Below are 19,806 nucleotides of genomic sequence, written 5' to 3' on the forward strand. Positions count from 1 at the left end.
AAAGCCGGGTCGCCCGTTCCTACGGGTGGTCCGGCTTTCCGTCGCCGTACAGCCAGTCCTTCCAGATCTCCTTGAAGTCCTTGCCGGGGGCCGCCTTCTCGACGTAAGCGGTGAAGTCGGCCGTGCTCGCCGTGCCGTGCCGGTGGGCGGCCGCCCAGCCCTGGATGATGTCGTAGAACGTGTCGTCGCCGACCTTCTGCCGGATCTTGTGCAGGACCATCGCGCCGCGCTCGTAGACCGGGCTGTCGGAGATGTGCGCCGCGCTCGACGGCTTCGCGGGCGGGAACGCCCAGATGGACTCGTCGTCGCCCTTGTAGTAGTCCATGAAGATCTGCTGGGCGGTGTCGCCGCCGTGGTCCTCGTCGTACAGCCACTCCGCGTAGGTCGCGAAGCCCTCGTTGAGCCACATGTCCCGCCAGCTCTTCGGCGTGACCGAGTCGCCGTACCACTCGTGGGCGAGTTCGTGCACGAGGTGGGCGGTGTCGGGGGCGCCGTGGAAGAACGGGCGGTTCTGGGTCTCCAGCGCGAACCCCGAGTCGTGCGGGCGGTCGATGATCGCGCCGGTGGAGGAGAACGGGAACGGCCCGAAGTTGTACTCCTCCCAGCCGATGATGTCCGAGATCTTCGCCACCGCCTTCTTGCCCGCCTCGGCCTGCGTCGGGTCGACGGCGCTGACGATCGGCAGGCCGTGCGGGCCGGTGGTGCGGCTGATCGTGAAGTGACCGATGTCGACCGTGGCCAGGTAGCTCGCCATCGGCTGCGGGGTGTGCCAGGTGTACGCCGTACGGCCGTGCTCCGTGTGCTGCTCGGTCAACTCCCCGTTGGACACCGCCTGGAGACCCTCCGGCACGGTGACCGTGAGGTCGTACGTCGCCTTGTCCGAGGGGTGGTTGTCGCACGGGAACCAGGCCATGGAACCGACCGGCTCACCAAGGCCGACGGCACCGTCGGCCGTGGGCAGCCAGCCCTCCTCGGAGTCGTCCGGGTCGGTGAGGGTGCGCGGGACGCCGGAGTAGCGGACGGTCGTACGGTACGTCTCGCCCTTGGCGAGGGCGTCGTGCGGGCGGACGGTGAGTTCCTGGCCGGCCCGGCTGAAGGCGGCCTTCCGGCCCTCCACGGTGACCGAGTCGACGTGCAGACCGGCGAGGTCCAGGTCGAAGGCGGACAGGTCCTGGGTGGCGCGGGCGGTGATGACGGCCCGGCCTGTCAGGCGGCGGGTGTCCGGGGTGTAGTCCAGGGTGAGGGCGTAGTGCGAGACGTCGTAGCCGCCGTTGCCCGCCTTCGGGAAGTACGGGTCGTGGACGCCCGCGCTGCCGGGCGTGGCGTGCACCACACCCCCGCCTCCGCTGCCGCCGCACGCGGTGCCGGTGAGGGCGAGGGCCAGGACGACGGCGAGGCGGGCGGGGAATCGACGGGTGGGTCTGGACATGTCAGTGATCTTAGGGCGGGGCCGGGGCGGGAGCCGAGCTCGCTGCGGCCGTGGCACCATCTCTGCGTGCTCGACATCGGCTACGCCCTCTCCAACCGCTTCCCGGACCCGCCGCAGACGGACTACCGGCGCGCGGACGTCCACACGCTGCGGCACGACCTGTTCAGCGGGGACGTCTACCTCGCGGACACCGAGGCCGACCGGGAGTTGTCCACAGCCTGGGGATGGGTGCCGGTGCTGGACTTCGCGTGGGCGCTGTGCGACATCGTGGAACACCTGGACCGGGACCCGATGGGCTCCCGCGCCTCCCGGCCGCAGCGGGCGGAGCTGGACTTCACCGAGTCCACCGACCGCATGCTGTTCGAGCGCCGGTTCGGCTGGGTCGACATCACCTCCGACTGGCAGCCGGCCGAGGAGTCCCCGCTCACCTTCTCCCACACCGAACTGCGCCGCGAGGCCCGCGACTTCCTGCACGATCTGCTCGCCGACCTGACCGACCTGCACGAGGACCTGTCGGAGAACCCGGCGATCTGGACCCTCCAGGCCCGCTTCCCGCGCGTCTGAGGCGCGGCCGGACAGGCGGGTAGGCGCGCAGGCGCGCACGCCGGTCTGGGCGGAGGCCCCCTGAGCAGCGCGGCTCAGGGGGCCTTTCCCACGGCTACGGCCGCCGTCTCAGACGTTCACACCGAAGTCCTGGGCGATGCCCACCAGGCCGGACGCGTAGCCCTGGCCGACCGCGCGGAACTTCCACTCCGCGCCGTTGCGGTACAGCTCGCCGAAGACCATGGCCGTCTCGGTGGCCGCGTCCTCCGACAGGTCGTAGCGGGCGATCTCGGCGCCCCCGGCCTGGTTCAGGATGCGGATGTAGGCGTTGCGGACCTGGCCGAAGTTCTGGCCGCGGTTCTCGGCGTCGTAGATGGAGACCGGGAAGACGACCTTGTCGATGTCGGCCGGCAGACCGGCCAGGTTCACGTTGATCGCCTCGTCGTCGCCCGCGCCCTCGCCCGTGCGGTTGTCGCCGGTGTGGACGATGGTGTTGTCCGGCGTCTGCTTGTTGTTGAAGAAGACGAAGTGGCCGTCCGAGTACACCTTGCCCTCGCCGTTCACCGCGATGGCCGAGGCGTCCAGGTCGAAGTCCGTGCCGGTGGTGGTGCGGACGTCCCAGCCGAGGCCCACGGTGACGGCGGTCAGGCCCGGAGCCTCCTTGGTCAGCGAGACGTTGCCACCCTTGGACAGGCTTACAGCCATGGGGGAGTCCTTCCTTAAGACAGAGAGATCTGTGCCGACGAAGCTACCGTCACCCGGAAGAACGTCGAGGGGGGTCCCGGTGGTTCCGGATGGCTTTACCTTTTTTACCCCGCGATGCCCGGGCGGCGGGGGGCGGCCGGCGGGGCGCGGGGAAAACCGGGTGACGTGGGCGGGGGCGGGCCGGGAACATGGGACACATGTCCGGTCCCTACGTCATCCGCGGCTCCGTCTCACTGCCCGAGGCCGAGCTGGTCTGGCGTTTCTCGCGGTCCTCCGGCCCGGGGGGCCAGCACGTGAACACCAGCGACTCCCAGGCGGAGCTGCGCTTCGACCTGGCGAACACGGGGGCGCTGCCCGCGGTGTGGAAGGAGCGGGCGCTGGCGCGGCTGGCCGGGCGGCTGGTCGACGGGGTGCTCGTCGTACGGGCCTCCGAGCACCGCTCCCAGTGGCGCAACCGGGAGACGGCTGCCGTACGCCTCGCCTCGCTCCTCGCGGAGGCGACGGCCCCGCCGCCCAAGCCCCGCCGTCCGACTCGGGTCCCCCGCGGGATCAACGAGCGGCGGCTGCGCGAGAAGAAGCAGCGGTCGGACACGAAGCGGGGGCGCTCGGGGCGCGGCTGGGGCTGACGGACGTTTCCCGGCCGGTCAGTCCGCGGCGTGCAGGGTGCGGCGGGCCGAGGAGGACGGCCCCTCCAGGGGACGCGTGGATCTCCGCCAGGCCCTCCCCACGAACAACGACGTGCCCAGGCACCACAGGAAGGCGGCCAGGGAGACGAACACGCTCACCGCGATCGTGGGCGCGGCGACCGCCGAGGTGACCGCCACCAGCGTGTTGGACTGGCGGAGCCTCAGGAGCCTGCGGCCGGCGTACACCTGCAGCGGTTCGATCGCCTCCTGGTGAAAGCCGTCCTTGGGCGTCTCCACGAACGCCACGATGGTCGCGATCACGGAACCGTAGAAGGTCGCCAGGCTGGTGCTGAAGATCAGCAGGAGCAGGGGCGGCAGCAGGGACGCCGCCATGCACAGGGCAGCCGTGCGCCTCGCGCCCCGGAACTCCCGGTCCGGCAGGTGGTAGCCCAGGTCGACGTGGATGCGGGCCGTGCCGTCCTCCTCGCGGTCCTCGGCCTCGACCTCGAACTGCTGCACAGCGGTGCCGGGACGCGCGCCGCGCACGGGCGTGAAGTGGACTCCCGGCGCCACCGGGGGGAAGACGGGTTCCAGCCCGTGGGGGGCGACGAACTCCAGCTGGTTGTGCAGCTCCAGGGGAAGGACGAGGGGGACCGAGACGACGGCCCGGCCGAGGCCGTCCCGGCGGACCGTGCACTCCTCCTGCTGCTCGTAGGACACCTCGGCGGGGACCCCCGGGTAGACGTCCAGCAGGGCCACGACGGGCGTGTAGCGCATCAGCTCGGCGGCGCGGTTCCTGAGCAGTTCCTCCACGTCGTCCGAGCGCCGGGTGCGATCGAGCAGATCGTGGAGTTCGTCCTCCCCGCCGAACCGGCCGAGCGAACTCAGCCGCTGGGACAGTTCGGCGCGGCCCGAGGCGCCCGAGGCGGGGCTGTCGGCGTCCAGCAGACGGCCGAGGCCCTGTGCCACGGTGCGGGCGGCGTCGGGCGCGCGGAGCACGTCCACGTTCCGGGTGCCCCGCTCGCTGAGCTTGAGGCTGTTGAGCTGGTGCCAGTTGTCCCTCGGCAGGACATCGACGAGCACGACGCCGCGGCCGGCCCGCCGGCCCTCGGTGGCGAGCGTGGTGGTGACCCGGTGCTCGGCCACCTTGCTGGACGGCAGCTCGACGCGGTGGACCCGGGTCCTGATGGTTCTCGCCGGGTGGGCCAGGTCCTCCAGCAGCCGCAGCTCGCCCCCGAGGACGGGGACGCCCCGCGCGTCGACCACCGCCGTGGCGTCCGGGGCGACCAGCGCGGTGAGGGGGGTGACCGGGTCCGGTCGTTCGGTGTAGTGGACGACGAGGTCCCGGGCGAGCAGCACGAGCCGGTTCGCCGCGGGGCCGGCGGGGGTGTAGCGGGTGAGGAGGTCGTTCAGCAGGACGACCGTGCCGTGCTCGACGTGGGCCGGGGCGTTCAGGATCTGCGCGATCGCCTCGACGATTCCGGCCAGCGCCTGGTCGTCGGCGGCCGGGGACCCGGCGGCCACCTCGGCGGCGGCCCGGCCCGCCGCTTCGGCGTACCCGGCGACGAGCGAGGCGTGGGCGAACGCCGTGAGCCGCTCGGCCGCCAGGCGGGGACGGCAGGCAGACAGATGCCGGATCTCGTTCACGTACCAGGTGAGCCGGTCCGTGCGCAGCGGCTCCAGCGGCTGGTTGTAGTAGGTGGCCGCGATGCGGTGCGCCTGCCGGTGGAGTTCGGGCCGCTCGGTCCGCATGCGCTCGTGCAGCGCGACGCGGAGGACGGAGCGGATGCCGTACTGTCTCTCGCCGGACGGTCCCGCCGGGAAGGGGACCCGGTCCTTGACGACGAAGGGCGTGGAGAATACCCCTTCGGGCGTGACGGCGACGGCGAGATCGGCCGCTGTGTGGGCGACGAGGCCCACCGTGAACCACTGGTGCACGGAGAGTGCCTCCAGCAGCAGCGCCTTGGGCGGGGGCAGCTCGTCGAAGCGGGCCAGGGCCTGTCGCGTGGCGGGGTCCCGCGTCATGCCTCACCGTCCTGGTCGCCCCCGGCGCCGGCCGGCTCCGGCTCTATGTGGCAGGCGAAGAACGCGGCGAGCAGTCCCGGCACGCCGCCGTGCGCCTGCTGGATCGTCACGGCCTTGTCCTGGAGGCTGGCCAGGCCGAGCGTCTCGATCCAGTCGTGCACGGCGCCCACGTCGAACGGCGGCAGCACCATCGTGTGCACGGCACGGGAGTACGGACGGGACAGGCTGGGCAGCTCCCGTCCGGCGACGAACACGCTGGCCTCGGGGCGGGTCAGCAGGTTCGGCAGCAGCTTCCGGCCGAGCCACTGCCGCATCGGCTGGGCGCACGCCTCGAAGGAGTCCAGGCAGATCACCGGCCTGCGCGAGTCGCTCATCAGGTTGTCCAGCAGGGCGTCGCTCAGCGCGTCGGTCTGTAATCCGCGGTCCTCGCTCTGGGTGAGCAGCTGTATCGCGGAGTTCCGGGCCCGTACGTTGCTGAGACTGACCTGGGTGGAGGCGGACTGCTCCGCGAACCGGTCCCGCGTGGTGCGGTAGCTCGGCACGTCGACGCGCTGGCTGCGCGCCTGCATCGCCAGTGCCTCCAGCACGTCCCGCTCCGTGGCGACGCGTGACAGGTCGACGAAGTAGACACCCTGGTCACCGTGGCGCTCGTAGATCTCCAGGAGCAGGGACGACTTGCCGATGTCCCCGGGCCCCTCGAAGAACATCGCCTGCCGGTCCTCGCCCCGGTGCGCGTCCCGTGCCGTGAGGCGTGCCACGCGCGCCAGTTGGTCGGCACGGTCGATGTGCCGGTGCTCTTCCCCCGGTTCGGGCACCCGGTCTCCCCGTCCCCTGATCTGCTTCGTCCCGTCGATCCCTCATGCCGTCGCGCGGTGGCGCGGCGGCGATGTGTCACGGCGTCGTGCGGTCCGGCTCGGTGTCCTCCTGGCCTCCCGGCGTCCCGGGGCCGCCGGAAGCGCCGGGGTTTCCGCGGGCGGGCGGGATCACGGGCTGGATGCTTCCGTCGTCGGGCAGGATCTGCACGGTGCTGTCGGTCAGCTTGGTCCTCTTGAGGGACATTTTCGCGCTCTTCACCGACACCAGGTGCGAGCGCTTGGCCTTGTATCCGTCCGTCTGAAGGGTCTGGTCGGCCAGCGGTGCGGGCTCCTGACCCCCCTTCACGTCCGCGCGCATGCCCATGCCCTGGAAGGACGCGCTCTTCAGCGAGCCGCGCCGCAGGCCGAGGACGATCAGCGCGACGACGGCCACCACGATGACGGCGACGATGACCAGTTGAGTGGGACTCAGTTCTGCCATGGACCGGATGCCTCCCCCCGCCGCCACGGTGCTGACGGCATGGGAGAACAGTCCCACAAAAGCTGCTTTCGGGGGAGAGGTGAGCGAAACGGCGTATGACCGCACCTCACACCTCACACCTCCCGCACCCCCACCGGCTGCTCCCCGCTCAGCTCGCCGGTTCGGCGGAAGCCCTGTCGGAGGTAGAACGCCTCGGGTCCGTCGGGCCCCGGGTGCCAGGTGACGTACATCTGGGGGGTGCCCCGGCGGCGGAGTTCGTTCGCGACCGCTTCGACGGCGAAGCGGCCGTACCCGCGGCCCTGTTCCTCCGCGGCGATGTTCAGGCGCCACAGGCCGGAGCGGCGGACGCTGCCGTCGCCGTGCCAGTCGATGTCGAGGAAGGCCATCAGGAAGCCGACCGGACGGTCCCCGTCGAGGATCAGGCGGGGCCAGGCGACGCCGGCGGGATGGACGTACGCCTCGGCCAGGGAGTGGGTGACGGGTTCCACCGCGTGTTCCTGGTCGGGGCGGATGCGAATGCGAACGGCGGACTCGAAGTTGTACGGCGTGATTTCTTCCAGACGGGGTGACATCCCGGCACCGTAGGACGCCGTTCACGATTTCGCGGCGGAATTCGTCGTGGCCCGCCAGACAGTCGACGGGGGCCCGATGGGAATTCAGCCCAACTGCCGGTAACGGCCCCGGAAATAGAGAAGCGGACCGCCGTCGGCGTTCGGCACGTGCGCGGTGAGGACGCGGCCGATGACGAGCGTGTGGTCGCCCGCCGTCACCCGCTGCTCGGTCCTGCACTCCAGCGTGGCCAGCGCGCCGTCCACCAGCGGGGCCCCGGACACCTCGCCCCGGGCGTACGGGATGTCGGCGAACAGCAGCCGGTCGCTGACGCGGCCCTTCATGGCGAAACGGCCGGCGATGTGCCGCTGGCTCTCGGTGAGGACCGAGACCGCCCACAGCGGCTGCTCGGCGAGGAGGTCGTCCATGCGGGACCCCTCGCGCAGGCTGACCAGCACCAACGGCGGGTCGAGCGAGACCGACACGAACGCGGTCGCGGTCATGCCGACGTCCTCCGTGGCGGGTGCGCCGGGGTCGTCCGGGTCCAGCGGCGGTTCCTGCGCGGTCACCAGGACGACGCCGTCGGCCAGCCGGGACATCGCGGCCCGGAACTCGTCGTTGCTCACCCCCTCAGCATGCCCGGAAGCGGCGGTGGCGGTGGGTGAGGGGGTCTTCAGCACGCCGGAAACGCTAGTCGCCGCCCCTCGCGGCCGGCATCGGGCCTCCGGCCGAACCGTGGCCCGGGCCCGGGACCTAGGACCCCGGGCGGGGCCGCGGCCAGGCACCGGACCAGGACCCGGGACCAGGCTCCGACCAGGGCCCCGGACGGACCCGGACGGACGTGAACCACTTCCCCCCGGCACCGATCGTGCATGATGTGCGCACACCCACAAACATTGCTTTCGGTAAACGCACAGGGAAAACGCGGAAACTCCACTCAATTGTTCACGTTCCCCTGTGACTTGAGTCACAAGGGGCAGGAATTGTTGACCCTGTGTACCGAGTGGGCAGCGCGCTGTGATTCAGTGGCGGAGGACCTGTAGGACGACCAAGAGAGAACCACCGTAGAGACAGCGCCGAAGAGAAGCGCCGAAGACAACCCTTGATTCGCTGCGAGGTCTCGGGGGGAGGGCGAGCATGGAGACCGAGTCGGAGCCGTACGTCCGCCTTGCGTCCCTGCGACAGCTGCACCAGGTCATGGCCGACATGAACACGGCCCGCAGCCTCGCGGACACACTGCAGACCGTCGCCGACGGCGCGGTGACCGCCCTCGGGTACGAGATGGCGGCCGTGAACCTCGTCCGCCCCGACGGCGACCTCGTCGTCGCCGCCTTCTCCGGCAACTCGGCCGCCGAGTCCCTGATCACCGGCCGGGCCGGCTCCCGCGACTCCTGGGACCGGCGGCTCGCGATGGGCGAGCGCTGGGGCGACCTGGTGTTCATACCCCACACCGAGGGCTGGGTCCTCGACGACGACGACGTCCCGCAGTGGTACACCGACGGCCCCGCGCCCCGCTTCGAGGACGAGTGGCACCCCTCCGACCGGCTGTTCGCGCCGATGTACACCCCCGGCGTGCAGGGCGGCGGCAGCGGCGAACTCCTCGGGGTCATCTCCGTGGACCGGCCGCGCAACGGCCGCCGGCCCGGGGCCTGGGGCCGCGAGGCCCTCCAGATGTACGCCTTCCAGGCCGCCATCGCGATCAGCAACGCCCGGCTGCGCTCCAACATGCAGCGCGCCCTGGTCCGCCTGGAGCGCGAGCAGCAGGCGCTGCGGGCCAGTGAGGAATCCTTCCGCCAGGCGTTCGAGTACGCCCCCTCCGGCATGGCCATCGCCGAGATGGGAGGCGACCAGCACGGCCGCATCCTGCGCACCAACGACGCCCTGTGCCGCCTGCTGGGCCGCCCCGCCTCCGCGATGCGCCGCTACTCCTTCTCCGACCTCGTCCACCCCGAGGACATCGGTACCCTCCTGCGGACCTCCGCCGAGGGTGGCCGCGCCGAGCTGCGCCTCGGCCGCCGCGACGGCAGCTACGTCTGGGTGTCGCTGCGCAACTCCGTCGTCGCCGACGCCGCCGACGGGCCCCGCTTCCTGCTCACCCACGTCGAGGACATCGAGGAGCGCAAGCGCCGCGAGCTGCAGCTCGCCCACCGCGCCTCCCACGACTCCCTCACCGGCCTGCCGAACTCCGCCGAGCTGCGCTCCCGGCTTTCCGCCCGGCTGTGCCACCGCCCGGCGCACGCCGGCGCGCTGGAGTCCCTGGACGCGGCCTACGGCCACCCCGCCTACGACACCCCCACCGCGCACGGCTTCGACTTCGCGCCGGGTGCGGAGGCGTACGACGGCTTCGACCACCACGTCCACACCGTCGCCCCCGAGGAGGGCCACGACGACGGCGCCAAGGGGCTCGCCGTCCTCTTCTGCGACCTGGACGGCTTCAAGTCGATCAACGACCGGTTCGGGCACAACGCGGGCGACGCCGTCCTCATCGAGGTCGCCCGGCGCCTGACCCGGGGGGTCCGCGACGGCGATACGGTGGCCCGGCTCGGCGGCGACGAGTTCGTGATCCTCGCCAACGGCCTCGGCAAGGCCGACGCCCAGGACCTCGCCGTACGCCTGCGCAACGAGATCATCCAGCCGATCCGCGCCGAGGGCCGGGCCGTCCGGGTGGGCGCCAGCTTCGGCATCGGCTGGGCGCACTGCGGCATGACGGCGGACGAAGTCCTGAAATCGGCCGACGAGCGGATGTACGTCGAGAAACGATCTCGTCCCAAACAGCACCGGCGCGCGGGCTGAGCGGCAGGTCAGCGGACCGATAGCGGACTCGTGCGATCCGGGTCACCCGTTTGGGGGTGCGGGAGCGGGTAGGCTCGCCATTCCACACCTGTTACCGCATCCGCCCGCAGCTGCTGAGGAGACCAAGGGATGACGCCCGGCGACAACGGCCCGAGCACGCCCGAGGACGACGACCCGTTCGGCTATCTGTACGCCGACGGCCAGGCCAGGGGAGCACAGCCGCCGTCCGGCGGTTACGGCTACCCGAACGCGGTCAGCAGGGTGCGCACCGTCGGCGAACGCCAGTACGGCCAGCAGCAGCCCGCGTACGGCCAGCAGCAGGGCATTCCGCAGCAGCAGGGCGCGCACGGCCCGCAGGGCGGCCCCGGCGGCTACAACCAGCCGAACGCCTACTACCAGGCCCCGGAGACCCTCCCGGGCGGCGCCCCGACCGCCCGCACCCCCATGCAGCCCGGCGGCGGCACCGGCCGGCGCGGCCCGAACACCAAGGGCCTGCTGATCGGCGCGGTCGCGGTGGTCGCCGCCGTCGTCATCGGCATCAGCATCGCGATGCTCAACGGCAACTCGGACAACGACAAGGCCAGCGGCCAGGTCGCCCCCAACCCGACCCAGTCCCAGAGCAGCGAACCGAGCCCGTCGGGCAGCAGCCAGGCGGCCGGGGCGCTGCCGAAGGTCGACGGCTCCAACAAGGTGCTCCAGCTGGCCGGCGGCGCCTCGGTCGCCTCGGACGTCACCGGGGCGCGCTCCGCCGACGGCAGCTACGTGGGCAACCTCAACCAGGTCGGCTCGTCGGTCACCTGGACGGTCGACAACATCCCCGACGACGGCCCGTACACCCTCTTCGTGAACTACAGCGTGCCCGGCCAGGACCAGTCGATGACGGTCACCGTCAACGGCAAGCCCTTCGGCAGCAAGCTGAGCCTGCAGAACTACGCGCACGCCAAGGACGGCGACTTCACCAAGGGCTGGACCAACTCCTATGTGTGGCCCACCCTCCAGAAGGGCCACAACACGATCTCCGTGTCCTGCCAGGCCGGCGACAAGTGCAATGTGCTGATCGACCAGATGTGGCTTAAGAAGGGCCAGGTCAAGGACTGATCAGGGGGCAGGCGGTGATCAAGGGCTCCGGGCCACGCCGACCTCCCCGGTCAGCGCGCCCCGCTGACGCCGACCTCCCCGGTCAGCGCGCCCCGCTGACGCCGACCTCCCGGGTCAGCGCGCCCCGCTGACGCCGACCCCGCCCGTCACCTCGACCCGCTCCACCAGGTCCTCGTACGCCGCTCGGTCGAACTCGCCCGCTGCGGGCGCCCGTACCGTCGCCGTCGACAGGGCGATCGCGCGGGCGAGGCGGGACGGCCAGGGGAGGTGTTCCACGAGGCCCGAGAGGAGGCCGGCGACCGCGGAGTCGCCCGCTCCGGTCGGGTTGCCGTGGACGGGGGCGACGGGGGCCGCCCGCCACTCGCCGTCCGGGGTCAGAGCCAGCAGACCCTGCGGGCCGAGCGAGGCCACCACCGCGTGGGCGCCCCGGCGCCGGGCGTCCCGGGTGGCACGTGACGGCTCGTGGGAGCCGGTCAGTTCGGCCAGTTCCTCCGCGTTGGGCTTGATGATGTCCGGCCGCGCGGCCACCCCGCGCCGCAGCGGTTCGCCGCTCGTGTCCAGCAGCACGGGGACGCGGGCCGCGCGGGCCGCGCGGATCAGGCCCGCGTACGCGCCCACCGGCACGCCCGGCGGCAGGCTCCCGCACAGGGCCACGGCACAGGCGCCGGACAGCAGGCCGTCGTACGCCCGCAGGAACGCGGCCCACTCGGCGGGCGCGACCTGGGGGCCGGGCTCGTTCAACTGGGTCGTATCACCGGCCAGTTCGTCCACCACGGCGATGGTGCGCCGGGTCGCGCCGGCCACCGGCACCAGCGCGTCCGTCACGCCGGGCACCTCGGAGAGCAGGGCCCGGACCGTCTCGCCGGTGGCGCCGCCCGTGAACCCGGTGACCGTCACCTCGTGGCCGAGGGCCGCCAGCACGCGCGCCACGTTCACGCCCTTGCCGCCGGGCCGTTCGATGACGTCCGTGACCCGGTGCGAGGCGCGCGGGCGCAGCGACCGTACGCGGTAGGTGAGGTCGAGAGCGGTGTTCAGTGTGACCGTGAGGATCACCCGGGCCGACCTCCCTCGAAGTCCCTGTGCCATCGGTTTCCGGGAGCCCTGATCATGCCAAAGAGACGGCGGTCGGCCCAGAGCCCGGCACGGCCGTCGTCTCCTCGTCGTCTCCCCGGTGGCGGGACGGATCAGGGCAGTCGGGGTGCGACCACCCATTCCCCGCGCCGCATGACGCCCTTGAGGTCGAAGTTCTCGTCCAGCAGCACCAGGTCGGCGTCCTTGCCCGGCTCCAGCGAGCCGATCCGGTCGGACAGGCCCAGCAGCCGGGCCGGGTTGGCGCACAGCGCCGCCACGGCGTCCCCCACGGCCAGCCCGTCGACGGTCACCGCCCGCTTGAACGCCCGGTCCAGGGTGAGCGTGGAGCCCGCGATCGAGCCGCCCTCCACCAGCCGGGCCACGCCGTCGCTGACCTCGACCTCCAGCGGGCCGAGCAGATAGCGGCCGTCACCGGCGCCGGCCGCGTCCATCGCGTCCGTGATGAACGCGACCCGGTCCGGGCCCGCGTGATGGAACGCCAGCTCCAGCGCGGCCGGGTGCAGGTGGGTGCCGTCGTTGATCAGCTCGACCGTGACCCGCTCGTCCTCCAGCAGGGCGGCGACGGGGCCGGGGGAGCGGTGGCCCAGCGTGGGCATCGCGTTGAACAGGTGCGTGGCGACCGTCGCCCCCGCGTCGATGGCCGCCACCGTCTGCTCGTACGTCGCGTCCGTGTGCCCGATCGCCGCGATCACGCCCTGCTCGGCGAGCAGCCGTACGGAGTCCAGGCCGCCCGGCAGTTCGGTGGCGAGCGTGACCATGACCGCCTTGCCGCGCGCCGCGTCGACCAGCTTGCGGACGTCCGCCGGGTCCGGGTCGCGCAGCAGCCCCTCGGAGTGCGCGCCCTTGCGGCAGGGCGAGATGAACGGCCCCTCGAAGTGGATCCCGGCCAGCTCCCCCTGCTCGGCGAGTTCGCTGAGCAGGCCGGCCTGGCGGACCAGCAGGTCCATCTCGTCGGTGACGGTGGAGGCGACGAGGGTGGTGGTGCCGTGCTCGCGGTGGGTGCGGATGGCTCGGAGGACGTCGTCGGGGGTGCCGCTGAAGCTGGAGCCGCCACCGCCGTGGTTGTGGATGTCGACGAAGCCGGGTACGAGCCAGTGGTTCGACACGTCGATGTGCGGGGCGTTTGCCGGTGCGGTTGCGGTGATGCGCTTGCCGTCCACGGCGAGGGTGCCGTTCTTCACCGGGCCGGTGGGGAGGACCACGGTCGCGCCCGTGAGTACCTGCGGGCCGGTGGGGGCTGGTCGCGCAGTTCCCCGCGCCCCCGAGGGGGCGCTGCCCCGGGCCGGGATTTCCCGTTCAGCGTCCATCAGGGGGTTACCTCCGGAGTCGTAGAAGAAGCTGCCAGCAGGTCCTGGGCGAGGAGTCCCGCGCCCAGGCAGCCGGCTGTGTCGCCCAGGGCGGCGGGGACGATGGTGGGGAGTTTCTGGAAGGTGACGCGGCGGCGGACGGCGGTGCGGAGGGGGTCGAAGAGGGTGTCGCCGGCCTCGGCCAGGCCGCCGCCGATGATCAGGGTGCGGGGGTCGAGCAGGGTGAGCGCGGTGACCAGGCCGTCGGCGAGGGCGTCGACCGCCCGCTGCCAGACCCGGACGGCGTTCGGGTCCCCGGACGTGACCGCCTTCGCGCAGTCCGCCGCGTCCGCCTCCGGGTCACCGCAGGCGGCGGCCCAGGCCTCGCTGACGGCGGAGGCGGAGGCGTACCGCTCCAGGCAGCCGCGCTGCCCGCACGGGCAGGGATCGCCGTCGGGCCGTACGACGATGTGGCCGATCTCGCCCGCGAAGCCGTGCGCGCCCGCCTCGACCCGGCCGTCGATGCCGATGGCGCCGGCGATGCCGGTACCCAGCGGGACGAAGAGGTAGCGGTCGGCGCCCCGGCCCGCGCCGAGGCGGCCCTCGGCGAGACCGCCGGCCCGCACGTCGTGGCCGAGCGCCACGGGCATGCCGAGCCGGTCGGCGAGCAGATCGCGCAGGGGTACGTCCCGCCAGCCGAGGTTGGCGGCGTAGACGGCGGTGCCGTGGGTGTCGTCGACGATGCCGGGGACCGCGATGCCGGCGGCCGCGGCGGGGGCGCCGTAGCGCTCGACGCCGTGGGCGCGCAGGTCGGCGGCGAAGCCGAGGATCGCCTCGACGACGGCGTCCGGGCCGCGCTCGCGGCCGGTGGCGCGGCGGGCGCGGTGCAGCAGTGCGCCGTCGTCGCCGACGAGGGCGGCCTTCATTCCGGTACCGCCCACGTCCAGGGCGATGACATGTCTCACCACGGGGCCTAGTGTGACCCCCGCACCCATGAGAGGTCTAGTCCACTCGCTTGGTGTAGACCATATGTTGTCCATATATTGAACGCTCGAACAGCAGGGTTGGGGTTTTGACGGTGGGTCGGCGTACGGCAGGAATGATCGCGGTGGTGTCCGCACTGGGCATGACAGCGGTCCTCGGGGGCTGCGGAAGCGGCGCGGGTTCGTCCGACGTGACCCTCAAGCTGGTCGCCGCCGACTACGGCGACTCCCCGGCGAACAGCTCGCAGAAGTACTGGGACGCGCTGGCGGCGGCGTACGAGGCGAAGCACCCCGGCGTGAAGGTCGACGTCAGCGTCTACTCGTGGAACGACGTCGACCGCAAGGTCAAGGAGATGGTCGACGCCGGGCACGCCCCCGACATGGCCCAGATCGGCGCCTACGCCGACTACGCGGCCCAGGGCAAGCTGTACCAGGCCTCCGACCTGCTCTCCATCGCCACGCAGGCCGACTTCCTGTCCACGCTGTCCGACGCGGGGCAGTGGAACCACCTGCAGTACGGCATCCCGTTCGCCGCCTCCACCCGGGTCCTCTTCTACAACAAGACCCTCTTCTCCCAGGCCGGCATCACGCCGCCCAGCGACTGGAGCGAGCTGGCGGCCGACGCGAAGGCGCTCAAGGCGAAGGGGGTGAAGTACCCGTACGCGCTGCCGCTCGGCCCGGAGGAGGCGCAGGCCGAGACCATGCAGTGGCTGCTGGGCGGCGGCGACGGCTACACCGACGACGTCGGCACCTACACCATCGGCTCCGAGCAGAACATAGAGACCTTCACCTGGCTGAAGGACGAGCTGGTCGGCAAGGGGCTGACCGGGCCGGTCGCCCCCGGCAAGCTGAACCGCGCGGCGGCGTTCGCCGCGTTCGCCGACGGGCAGGTGGGCATGCTGAACGGGCACCCCACGCTGATCCAGCAGGCCGCCAAGAAGGGCGTGAAGTTCGGGACGGTGCCGATGCCGGGGCGCGAGGGCAAGGCCAAGGCGTCCATGGGGGTCGCCGACTGGATGATGGCGTTCAAGCAGAACGGGCACGCCGAGCAGGTCGGCAAGTTCCTGGACTTCGTCTACAGCGAGAAGAACGTCCTGTCGTTCTCCCGCGAGTACGGGCTGCTGCCGGTGACCATGTCGGCGTCCACCGCGATGAGTGAGTCGGATGCGTCGCCGGACAAGCAGTTGCATCCGTTCCTGGATCAGTTGCCGTACTCCGAGCTGTATCCCGTGGGGAAGACGTCTTGGGCGGCGGTCAGTGCGGATGTGAAGAAGGAGATCGGTAAGGCCGTCAGCCCGACCGGCAGCCCGGCGGGCGTGCTGACCCGGCTCCAGGCGGAGGCGACCGCTGCGGACAGCGAGGCCTCGAACTAGCGGTTCGCCGGGTGCGTCTTCGGCTGGCGGCCGGTGGGGGCTTCTCGCGCAGTTCCCCGCGCCCCTTTGGGGCGGGGGTGCCGGCCGTTTTTGACTGCCGGCACGTGGGGGCTTCTCGCGCCCACGCGGCGGAGCCGCATGTCGGTACAGTCCCGTGCCCCTTGCGGGGCGCGTTACCTTTGCCGGTATGGAATTGGGTGAACGGGAGCAGGAGATTCTCGCTCTGGAGCGGCGGGGGTTTTCGGGGCCCGGGGCCAAGGAGCGGGCTGTACGGGAGGAGCTGGGGATGGCGCCCGTGCGGTACTACCAGCTGCTGAACGCCCTGCTGGACGACGAACGGGCGCTGGCGCACGACCCCGTGACCGTGAACCGGCTGCGCCGGGTGCGGGACGCACGCCGCTCCGAGCGCTGAGGAGTGAGCACGGCCCCCCGCGGATAGTGTCGCCGTATGGGCTCCCATACGACGGACTCGACGGACTCGGCCAACCCGCTGCCCGCCCCGGTGACCCGGGCCGGGCGGGACGGACTCGCCGCCCTGCTCGCCGCGCCGCGCACCGCGCTGATCGGCCTCGACTTCGACGGCACGCTGGCGCCGATCGTCGACGACCCCGAGCAGGCCCGCGCCCATCCCGGCGCCGTCCCCGCGCTGGCCGCGCTCGCGCCCCAGGTGGCGTCCGTGGCCGTGGTCACCGGCCGCCCCGCCGGGGTCGCCGTACGGCACGGCGGTTTCGCCGGTGTGCCCGGCCTCGACCACCTCGTCGTCCTCGGCCACTACGGCGCCGAACGCTGGGACGCCGTCTCCGGCACCGTCAGCGCGCCCGCCCCGCACCCCGGTGTCGCCGCCGTCCGCGCGGAGTTGCCGGGCGTCCTGGACCGGGCCGGCGCCTGGCACGGCACGTGGATCGAGGAGAAGGGCCGCGCCCTCGCCGTCCACACCCGCCGGGCCGACGACCCCGAGGCCGCCTACGACGCCCTGCGCGGCCCGCTCACCGACCTCGCCAGCCGGCACGGCCTGATCGTCGAACCCGGCCGCCTCGTCCTCGAACTCCGCCCGCCCGGGATGGACAAGGGCGTCGCCCTCCTGGACTACGTCCGCGAGATCTCCGCCGGCGCCGTCCTCTACGCCGGCGACGACCTCGGCGACCTCCCCGCCTTCGCCGCCCTCGAAAAACTCCGCTCCGACGGCCTCCCCACCCTTCTGGTCTGCAGCGGCAGCGCAGAGGTCGGAGAACTCGCAGAACGAGCAGACCTGGTCGTCGACGGCCCCGAGGGAGTCGTATCCCTGCTCCGGTCACTGGCGGAGAGGCTCAATACCAGCCCGTCCGGCGTTTGAGGACGAGGCCCGAAGGGCCGAAGCGGGGGTCTGGGGGCGCAGCCCCCAGGGACGGGAAGGGTAGGGGCGGCGGGGGCGAGATCAATCGTCCAGTGCCCCGAGCTGGTCCAGGAACCAGCGCGCCGGCGGCAACGCCGTAGCCGCGGCGGCCAGCCGCTTGCACCGCTCGGACCGCTCCCCCTCCCCCATGCTCAGCGCCGAGTGCAACGCCTCCGCCGTCCCCACCACGTCGTACGGATTCACGCACACCGCGTCCTCGCCCAGCTCCTCGAACGCCCCCGCCTCCCGCGACAGCACCAGCGCACACCCCGACTCCGACACGACCGGCACCTCCTTCGCGACCAGGTTCATCCCGTCCCGGATGGGGTTGACCAGCGCCACGTCGGCCAGCCGGTACGCCGCCAGCGACCGTGCGAAGTCGTCCTTGACGTGCAGCAGCACCGGACTCCAGCCCGCCGTACCGAACTCGGCGTTGACCGCCTCCGCCACCCGCTGCACCTCGGCGGTGTAGTCCCGGTACACCGCGAGGTCCTGCCGCGAGGGGTAGGCGAACGCGACGTGCACGACCCGCTCGCGCCAGTCGGGGTGCTCCCGCAGCAGGTGCCGGTACGCCAGCAGCCCCCGCACGATGTTCTTGGACAGCTCGGTCCGGTCCACCCGGACGATCGTGCGCCGCCCCTCGCCGATCTCCTCCCGGAGTCCCGCCATCCGCTCGTCCACGTCCGCCCGGTGCGCCCGCTCCCGCAGGAACTCGGCGTCGGCCCCCAGGCCGTGCACGCCGATCCGGGTCCCGGACGGGATGCCCGGACCCAGTACGGCGTGGCAGCAGGCGGTGAACGCGTCCGCCCACCGCCGGGTCAGGAACGCGGCCCGGTCGGCGCCCAGGATCCCGGTCAGCAGCTCCGCCGCGATGTCGTCGGGGAGCAGCCGGAAGTAGTCCGGCGGCGCCCACGGGGTGTGCGAGAAGTGGCCGATCCGCAGGTCGGGCCGCAACTGCCGCAGCATCCGGGGGGCGAGGGCCAGGTGGTAGTCCTGGATCATCACCGCCGCGCCCTCGGCGGCCTCCTCGGCCAGCGCCTCCGCGAACGCCCGGTTGTAGGCCCGGTACGACTCCCACTGCCGCCGGAACTCCGCGTCGAACACGGGCTCCAGCGGGGTCTGGTACAGCATGTGGTGGACGAACCAGAGCACCGAGTTGGCGATGCCGTTGTACGCGTCGGCGTGCACGTCGGCCGGGATGTCCAGCATCCGCACGCCCGGCTCGCCCTCACCGCGCCGCACCGCCTCGCGGTCGCCGTCGGAGAGCGCGGCGCACACCCACAGCGAGTCCGCGTCGGAGCCGATCGCCGACAGCCCCGAGACCAGCCCGCCCCCGCCCCGCTTGGCGCTCAGCGAACCGTCCTCGCCGACCGTGTACGACACCGGGCCGCGGTTGGACGCGACCAGCACCTGAGCCTTGGGAGCAGCGGTGGAAGCCATACGCCTGAACCTAGCCCGGCTCGTAACGCCTCAAACGTGTATACCGGCCGCCCAGGGACGGTATGCAGCCGTTCTCCCGGCGGTATGCGGCCGTTCTCCCGGCGCGCGCCGAGAGGCCCGCGCGGCCCGCACAGGGCGACCGCGCCGGCAGCGCCTACGCCACCCGCCGTGCCGCGTACTCCGCGATCTCCGCCATCGGCGGCCGCTCCTCCGTGTCCACCGAGTATGTGCGCGGCTCGAAGCCGTCCGTCCCGCGCTCGAACTGGGTCAGCGCCGGCCGGAGCAGATGCCCGCGGGCCAGCCGCAGCTGCGCGGTGCGGTAGATCGCCGCGGCCATCCGGCCGAGCGCCTGCCCGTCCTGGTGCCGGTGCTTGCGCACGCCGACGTCCACCTGGGCCAGCGCGTCCAGGCCCACCAGGTGCAGCGCGTCCACGAGCATGCCCAGCTCGACGCCGTAGCCCACCGGGAACGGCAGCTGCTCCAGCAGGCCGCGCCGCGCCGCGTACTCCCCGCCGAGCGGCTGCACGAACCCCGCCAGCTGCGGCCAGTGCATGTTCAGCAGGGGGCGGGCCATCAGCTCGGTGACCCGGCCGCCCTGCCCGGTGGCACCGGCGAGCGGGCGGTCGTACATGGCCTTGACCAGTTGCACGTCCGGATCGGTCAGCAGCGGGCCGACGATGCCCGAGACGAAGTCGGCGGAGAACTCCCGCAGGTCGGCGTCGATGAAACAGACGATGTCACCCCGGGTGACCAGAAGTGAGCGCCACAGCACCTCGCCCTTGCCGGGGACGGAGGGGATGCGGGGGAGGATCGCGTCCCGGTGGACGACGCGGGCGCCTGCCGCCGCGGCCACCTCGGAGGTGCGGTCGGTCGAGCCGGAGTCGATCACGACGATCTCGTCCACCAGCGGCGTCCGCTCCACCAGGTCACGGCGGATGACCTCGACGATCGCCCCGACCGTCGCCTCCTCGTTCAGCGCGGGCAGCACCACGCTGATCGACTGGCCCGAGCACCGCTTGGCGGCCAGTATCTTGTGCGGCGGACGGTCGGCCACGGACCAGGACCGGGTGGTCAGCCAGCGCTCGACTTCTTCCAGCACGGCCTGCGGCTCCTCACTCCTCGTGATCACGGTGCGTCACCGTGATCCATCTCGCGGTTCGGACGACTATCTCAACAGTCCTGGCCTTCGGTTACAG

At 72.2% G+C, this 19,806-nt stretch carries 19 protein-coding genes; 7 read left to right on the forward strand and 12 right to left on the reverse strand.

The window, feature by feature from the left end:
• Positions 1-19: 19 nt before the first annotated feature.
• On the reverse strand, positions 20-1,429 hold the full coding sequence (locus DBP14_RS19120) for a M1 family metallopeptidase (protein WP_129308374.1): 1,410 nt from the start codon (positions 1,427-1,429) through the stop codon (positions 20-22).
• A gap of 66 nt (positions 1,430-1,495) precedes the next feature.
• On the opposite strand from DBP14_RS19120, the gene DBP14_RS19125 reads away from it, so the two are divergent.
• Positions 1,496-1,993: a hypothetical protein gene (locus DBP14_RS19125; protein WP_129308375.1), complete on the forward strand. Its 498-nt coding sequence runs from the start codon at positions 1,496-1,498 to the stop codon at positions 1,991-1,993.
• 108 nt (positions 1,994-2,101) lie between these two features.
• Here DBP14_RS19125 and DBP14_RS19130 read toward each other — a convergent pair whose 3' ends face one another.
• On the reverse strand, positions 2,102-2,677 hold the full coding sequence (locus DBP14_RS19130; RefSeq protein WP_129308376.1) for a TerD family protein: 576 nt from the start codon (positions 2,675-2,677) through the stop codon (positions 2,102-2,104).
• A 188-nt stretch (positions 2,678-2,865) separates the two neighbouring features.
• On the opposite strand from DBP14_RS19130, the gene arfB reads away from it, so the two are divergent.
• Positions 2,866-3,303: an alternative ribosome rescue aminoacyl-tRNA hydrolase ArfB gene (gene arfB, locus DBP14_RS19135; RefSeq protein WP_129308377.1), complete on the forward strand. Its 438-nt coding sequence runs from the start codon at positions 2,866-2,868 to the stop codon at positions 3,301-3,303.
• A gap of 18 nt (positions 3,304-3,321) precedes the next feature.
• Here the strand turns inward: arfB and DBP14_RS19140 are convergent, their stop codons facing one another.
• The 5 genes from DBP14_RS19140 to DBP14_RS19160 all read right to left on the reverse strand — a co-directional run bounded on the left by DBP14_RS19140 (position 3,322) and on the right by DBP14_RS19160 (position 7,853).
• Complete coding sequence (locus DBP14_RS19140) at positions 3,322-5,328, reverse strand: hypothetical protein (RefSeq protein ID WP_129308378.1); 2,007 nt, start codon at positions 5,326-5,328, stop codon at positions 3,322-3,324.
• A complete protein-coding gene (locus DBP14_RS19145; RefSeq protein ID WP_129308379.1) occupies positions 5,325-6,143 on the reverse strand; it encodes an ATP-binding protein in 819 nt (272 codons plus the stop codon). The genes DBP14_RS19140 and DBP14_RS19145 overlap by 4 nt, the downstream gene beginning before the upstream one ends.
• Positions 6,144-6,219: 76 nt before the next feature.
• Positions 6,220-6,624 carry a hypothetical protein gene (locus DBP14_RS19150; RefSeq protein ID WP_129308380.1) on the reverse strand — a complete coding sequence of 135 codons (405 nt, stop codon included), beginning with the start codon at positions 6,622-6,624 and terminating at the stop codon, positions 6,220-6,222.
• A gap of 113 nt (positions 6,625-6,737) precedes the next feature.
• Positions 6,738-7,196, reverse strand: a complete 459-nt coding sequence (locus tag DBP14_RS19155; protein WP_129308381.1) for a GNAT family N-acetyltransferase — start codon at positions 7,194-7,196, stop codon at positions 6,738-6,740.
• 84 nt (positions 7,197-7,280) lie between these two features.
• Positions 7,281-7,853: a flavin reductase family protein gene (locus DBP14_RS19160; RefSeq protein ID WP_129308382.1), complete on the reverse strand. Its 573-nt coding sequence runs from the start codon at positions 7,851-7,853 to the stop codon at positions 7,281-7,283.
• Positions 7,854-8,310: 457 nt separating this feature from the next.
• Here DBP14_RS19160 and cdgB point away from each other — a divergent pair, with 457 nt between their 5' ends.
• Together cdgB and DBP14_RS19170 are read left to right on the forward strand one after the other, a co-directional pair.
• A complete protein-coding gene (gene cdgB, locus DBP14_RS19165; RefSeq protein ID WP_129308383.1) occupies positions 8,311-9,966 on the forward strand; it encodes a diguanylate cyclase CdgB in 1,656 nt (551 codons plus the stop codon).
• A 129-nt stretch (positions 9,967-10,095) separates the two neighbouring features.
• Positions 10,096-11,064, forward strand: coding sequence for a carbohydrate-binding protein (locus DBP14_RS19170; RefSeq protein ID WP_129308384.1), 969 nt, complete (start codon positions 10,096-10,098; stop codon positions 11,062-11,064).
• A 114-nt stretch (positions 11,065-11,178) separates the two neighbouring features.
• Here DBP14_RS19170 and DBP14_RS19175 read toward each other — a convergent pair whose 3' ends face one another.
• The 3 genes from DBP14_RS19175 to DBP14_RS19185 form a co-directional block, all read right to left on the reverse strand.
• Positions 11,179-12,117, reverse strand: a complete 939-nt coding sequence (locus tag DBP14_RS19175; RefSeq protein WP_129308385.1) for a 1-phosphofructokinase family hexose kinase — start codon at positions 12,115-12,117, stop codon at positions 11,179-11,181.
• A 131-nt stretch (positions 12,118-12,248) separates the two neighbouring features.
• Positions 12,249-13,358, reverse strand: coding sequence for an N-acetylglucosamine-6-phosphate deacetylase (nagA, locus tag DBP14_RS19180; protein WP_347239655.1), 1,110 nt, complete (start codon positions 13,356-13,358; stop codon positions 12,249-12,251).
• A 104-nt stretch (positions 13,359-13,462) separates the two neighbouring features.
• Positions 13,463-14,407: an ROK family protein gene (locus DBP14_RS19185; protein ID WP_241741259.1), complete on the reverse strand. Its 945-nt coding sequence runs from the start codon at positions 14,405-14,407 to the stop codon at positions 13,463-13,465.
• Positions 14,408-14,541: 134 nt separating this feature from the next.
• On the opposite strand from DBP14_RS19185, the gene DBP14_RS19190 reads away from it, so the two are divergent.
• The 3 genes from DBP14_RS19190 to otsB all read left to right on the forward strand — a co-directional run bounded on the left by DBP14_RS19190 (position 14,542) and on the right by otsB (position 17,131).
• Positions 14,542-15,798, forward strand: coding sequence for an extracellular solute-binding protein (locus DBP14_RS19190; protein ID WP_206739458.1), 1,257 nt, complete (start codon positions 14,542-14,544; stop codon positions 15,796-15,798).
• A 187-nt stretch (positions 15,799-15,985) separates the two neighbouring features.
• Complete coding sequence (locus tag DBP14_RS19195; RefSeq protein WP_129308389.1) at positions 15,986-16,210, forward strand: DUF3263 domain-containing protein; 225 nt, start codon at positions 15,986-15,988, stop codon at positions 16,208-16,210.
• A gap of 36 nt (positions 16,211-16,246) precedes the next feature.
• Complete coding sequence (gene otsB, locus DBP14_RS19200; protein WP_129308390.1) at positions 16,247-17,131, forward strand: trehalose-phosphatase; 885 nt, start codon at positions 16,247-16,249, stop codon at positions 17,129-17,131.
• A gap of 81 nt (positions 17,132-17,212) precedes the next feature.
• Here the strand turns inward: otsB and DBP14_RS19205 are convergent, their stop codons facing one another.
• Entirely contained in the window at positions 17,213-18,610 is a 1,398-nt protein-coding gene (locus DBP14_RS19205) for a trehalose-6-phosphate synthase (protein ID WP_129308391.1), read from the reverse strand.
• Positions 18,611-18,764: 154 nt separating this feature from the next.
• The gene (locus DBP14_RS19210) at positions 18,765-19,709 is read right to left on the reverse strand and encodes a glucosyl-3-phosphoglycerate synthase (RefSeq protein WP_129311961.1); all 945 of its coding nucleotides are present in this window, start codon (positions 19,707-19,709) and stop codon (positions 18,765-18,767) included.
• Positions 19,710-19,806: the final 97 nt, after the last annotated feature.

The organism is Streptomyces sp. L2 (assembly GCF_004124325.1).
Classification (GTDB): domain Bacteria; phylum Actinomycetota; class Actinomycetes; order Streptomycetales; family Streptomycetaceae; genus Streptomyces.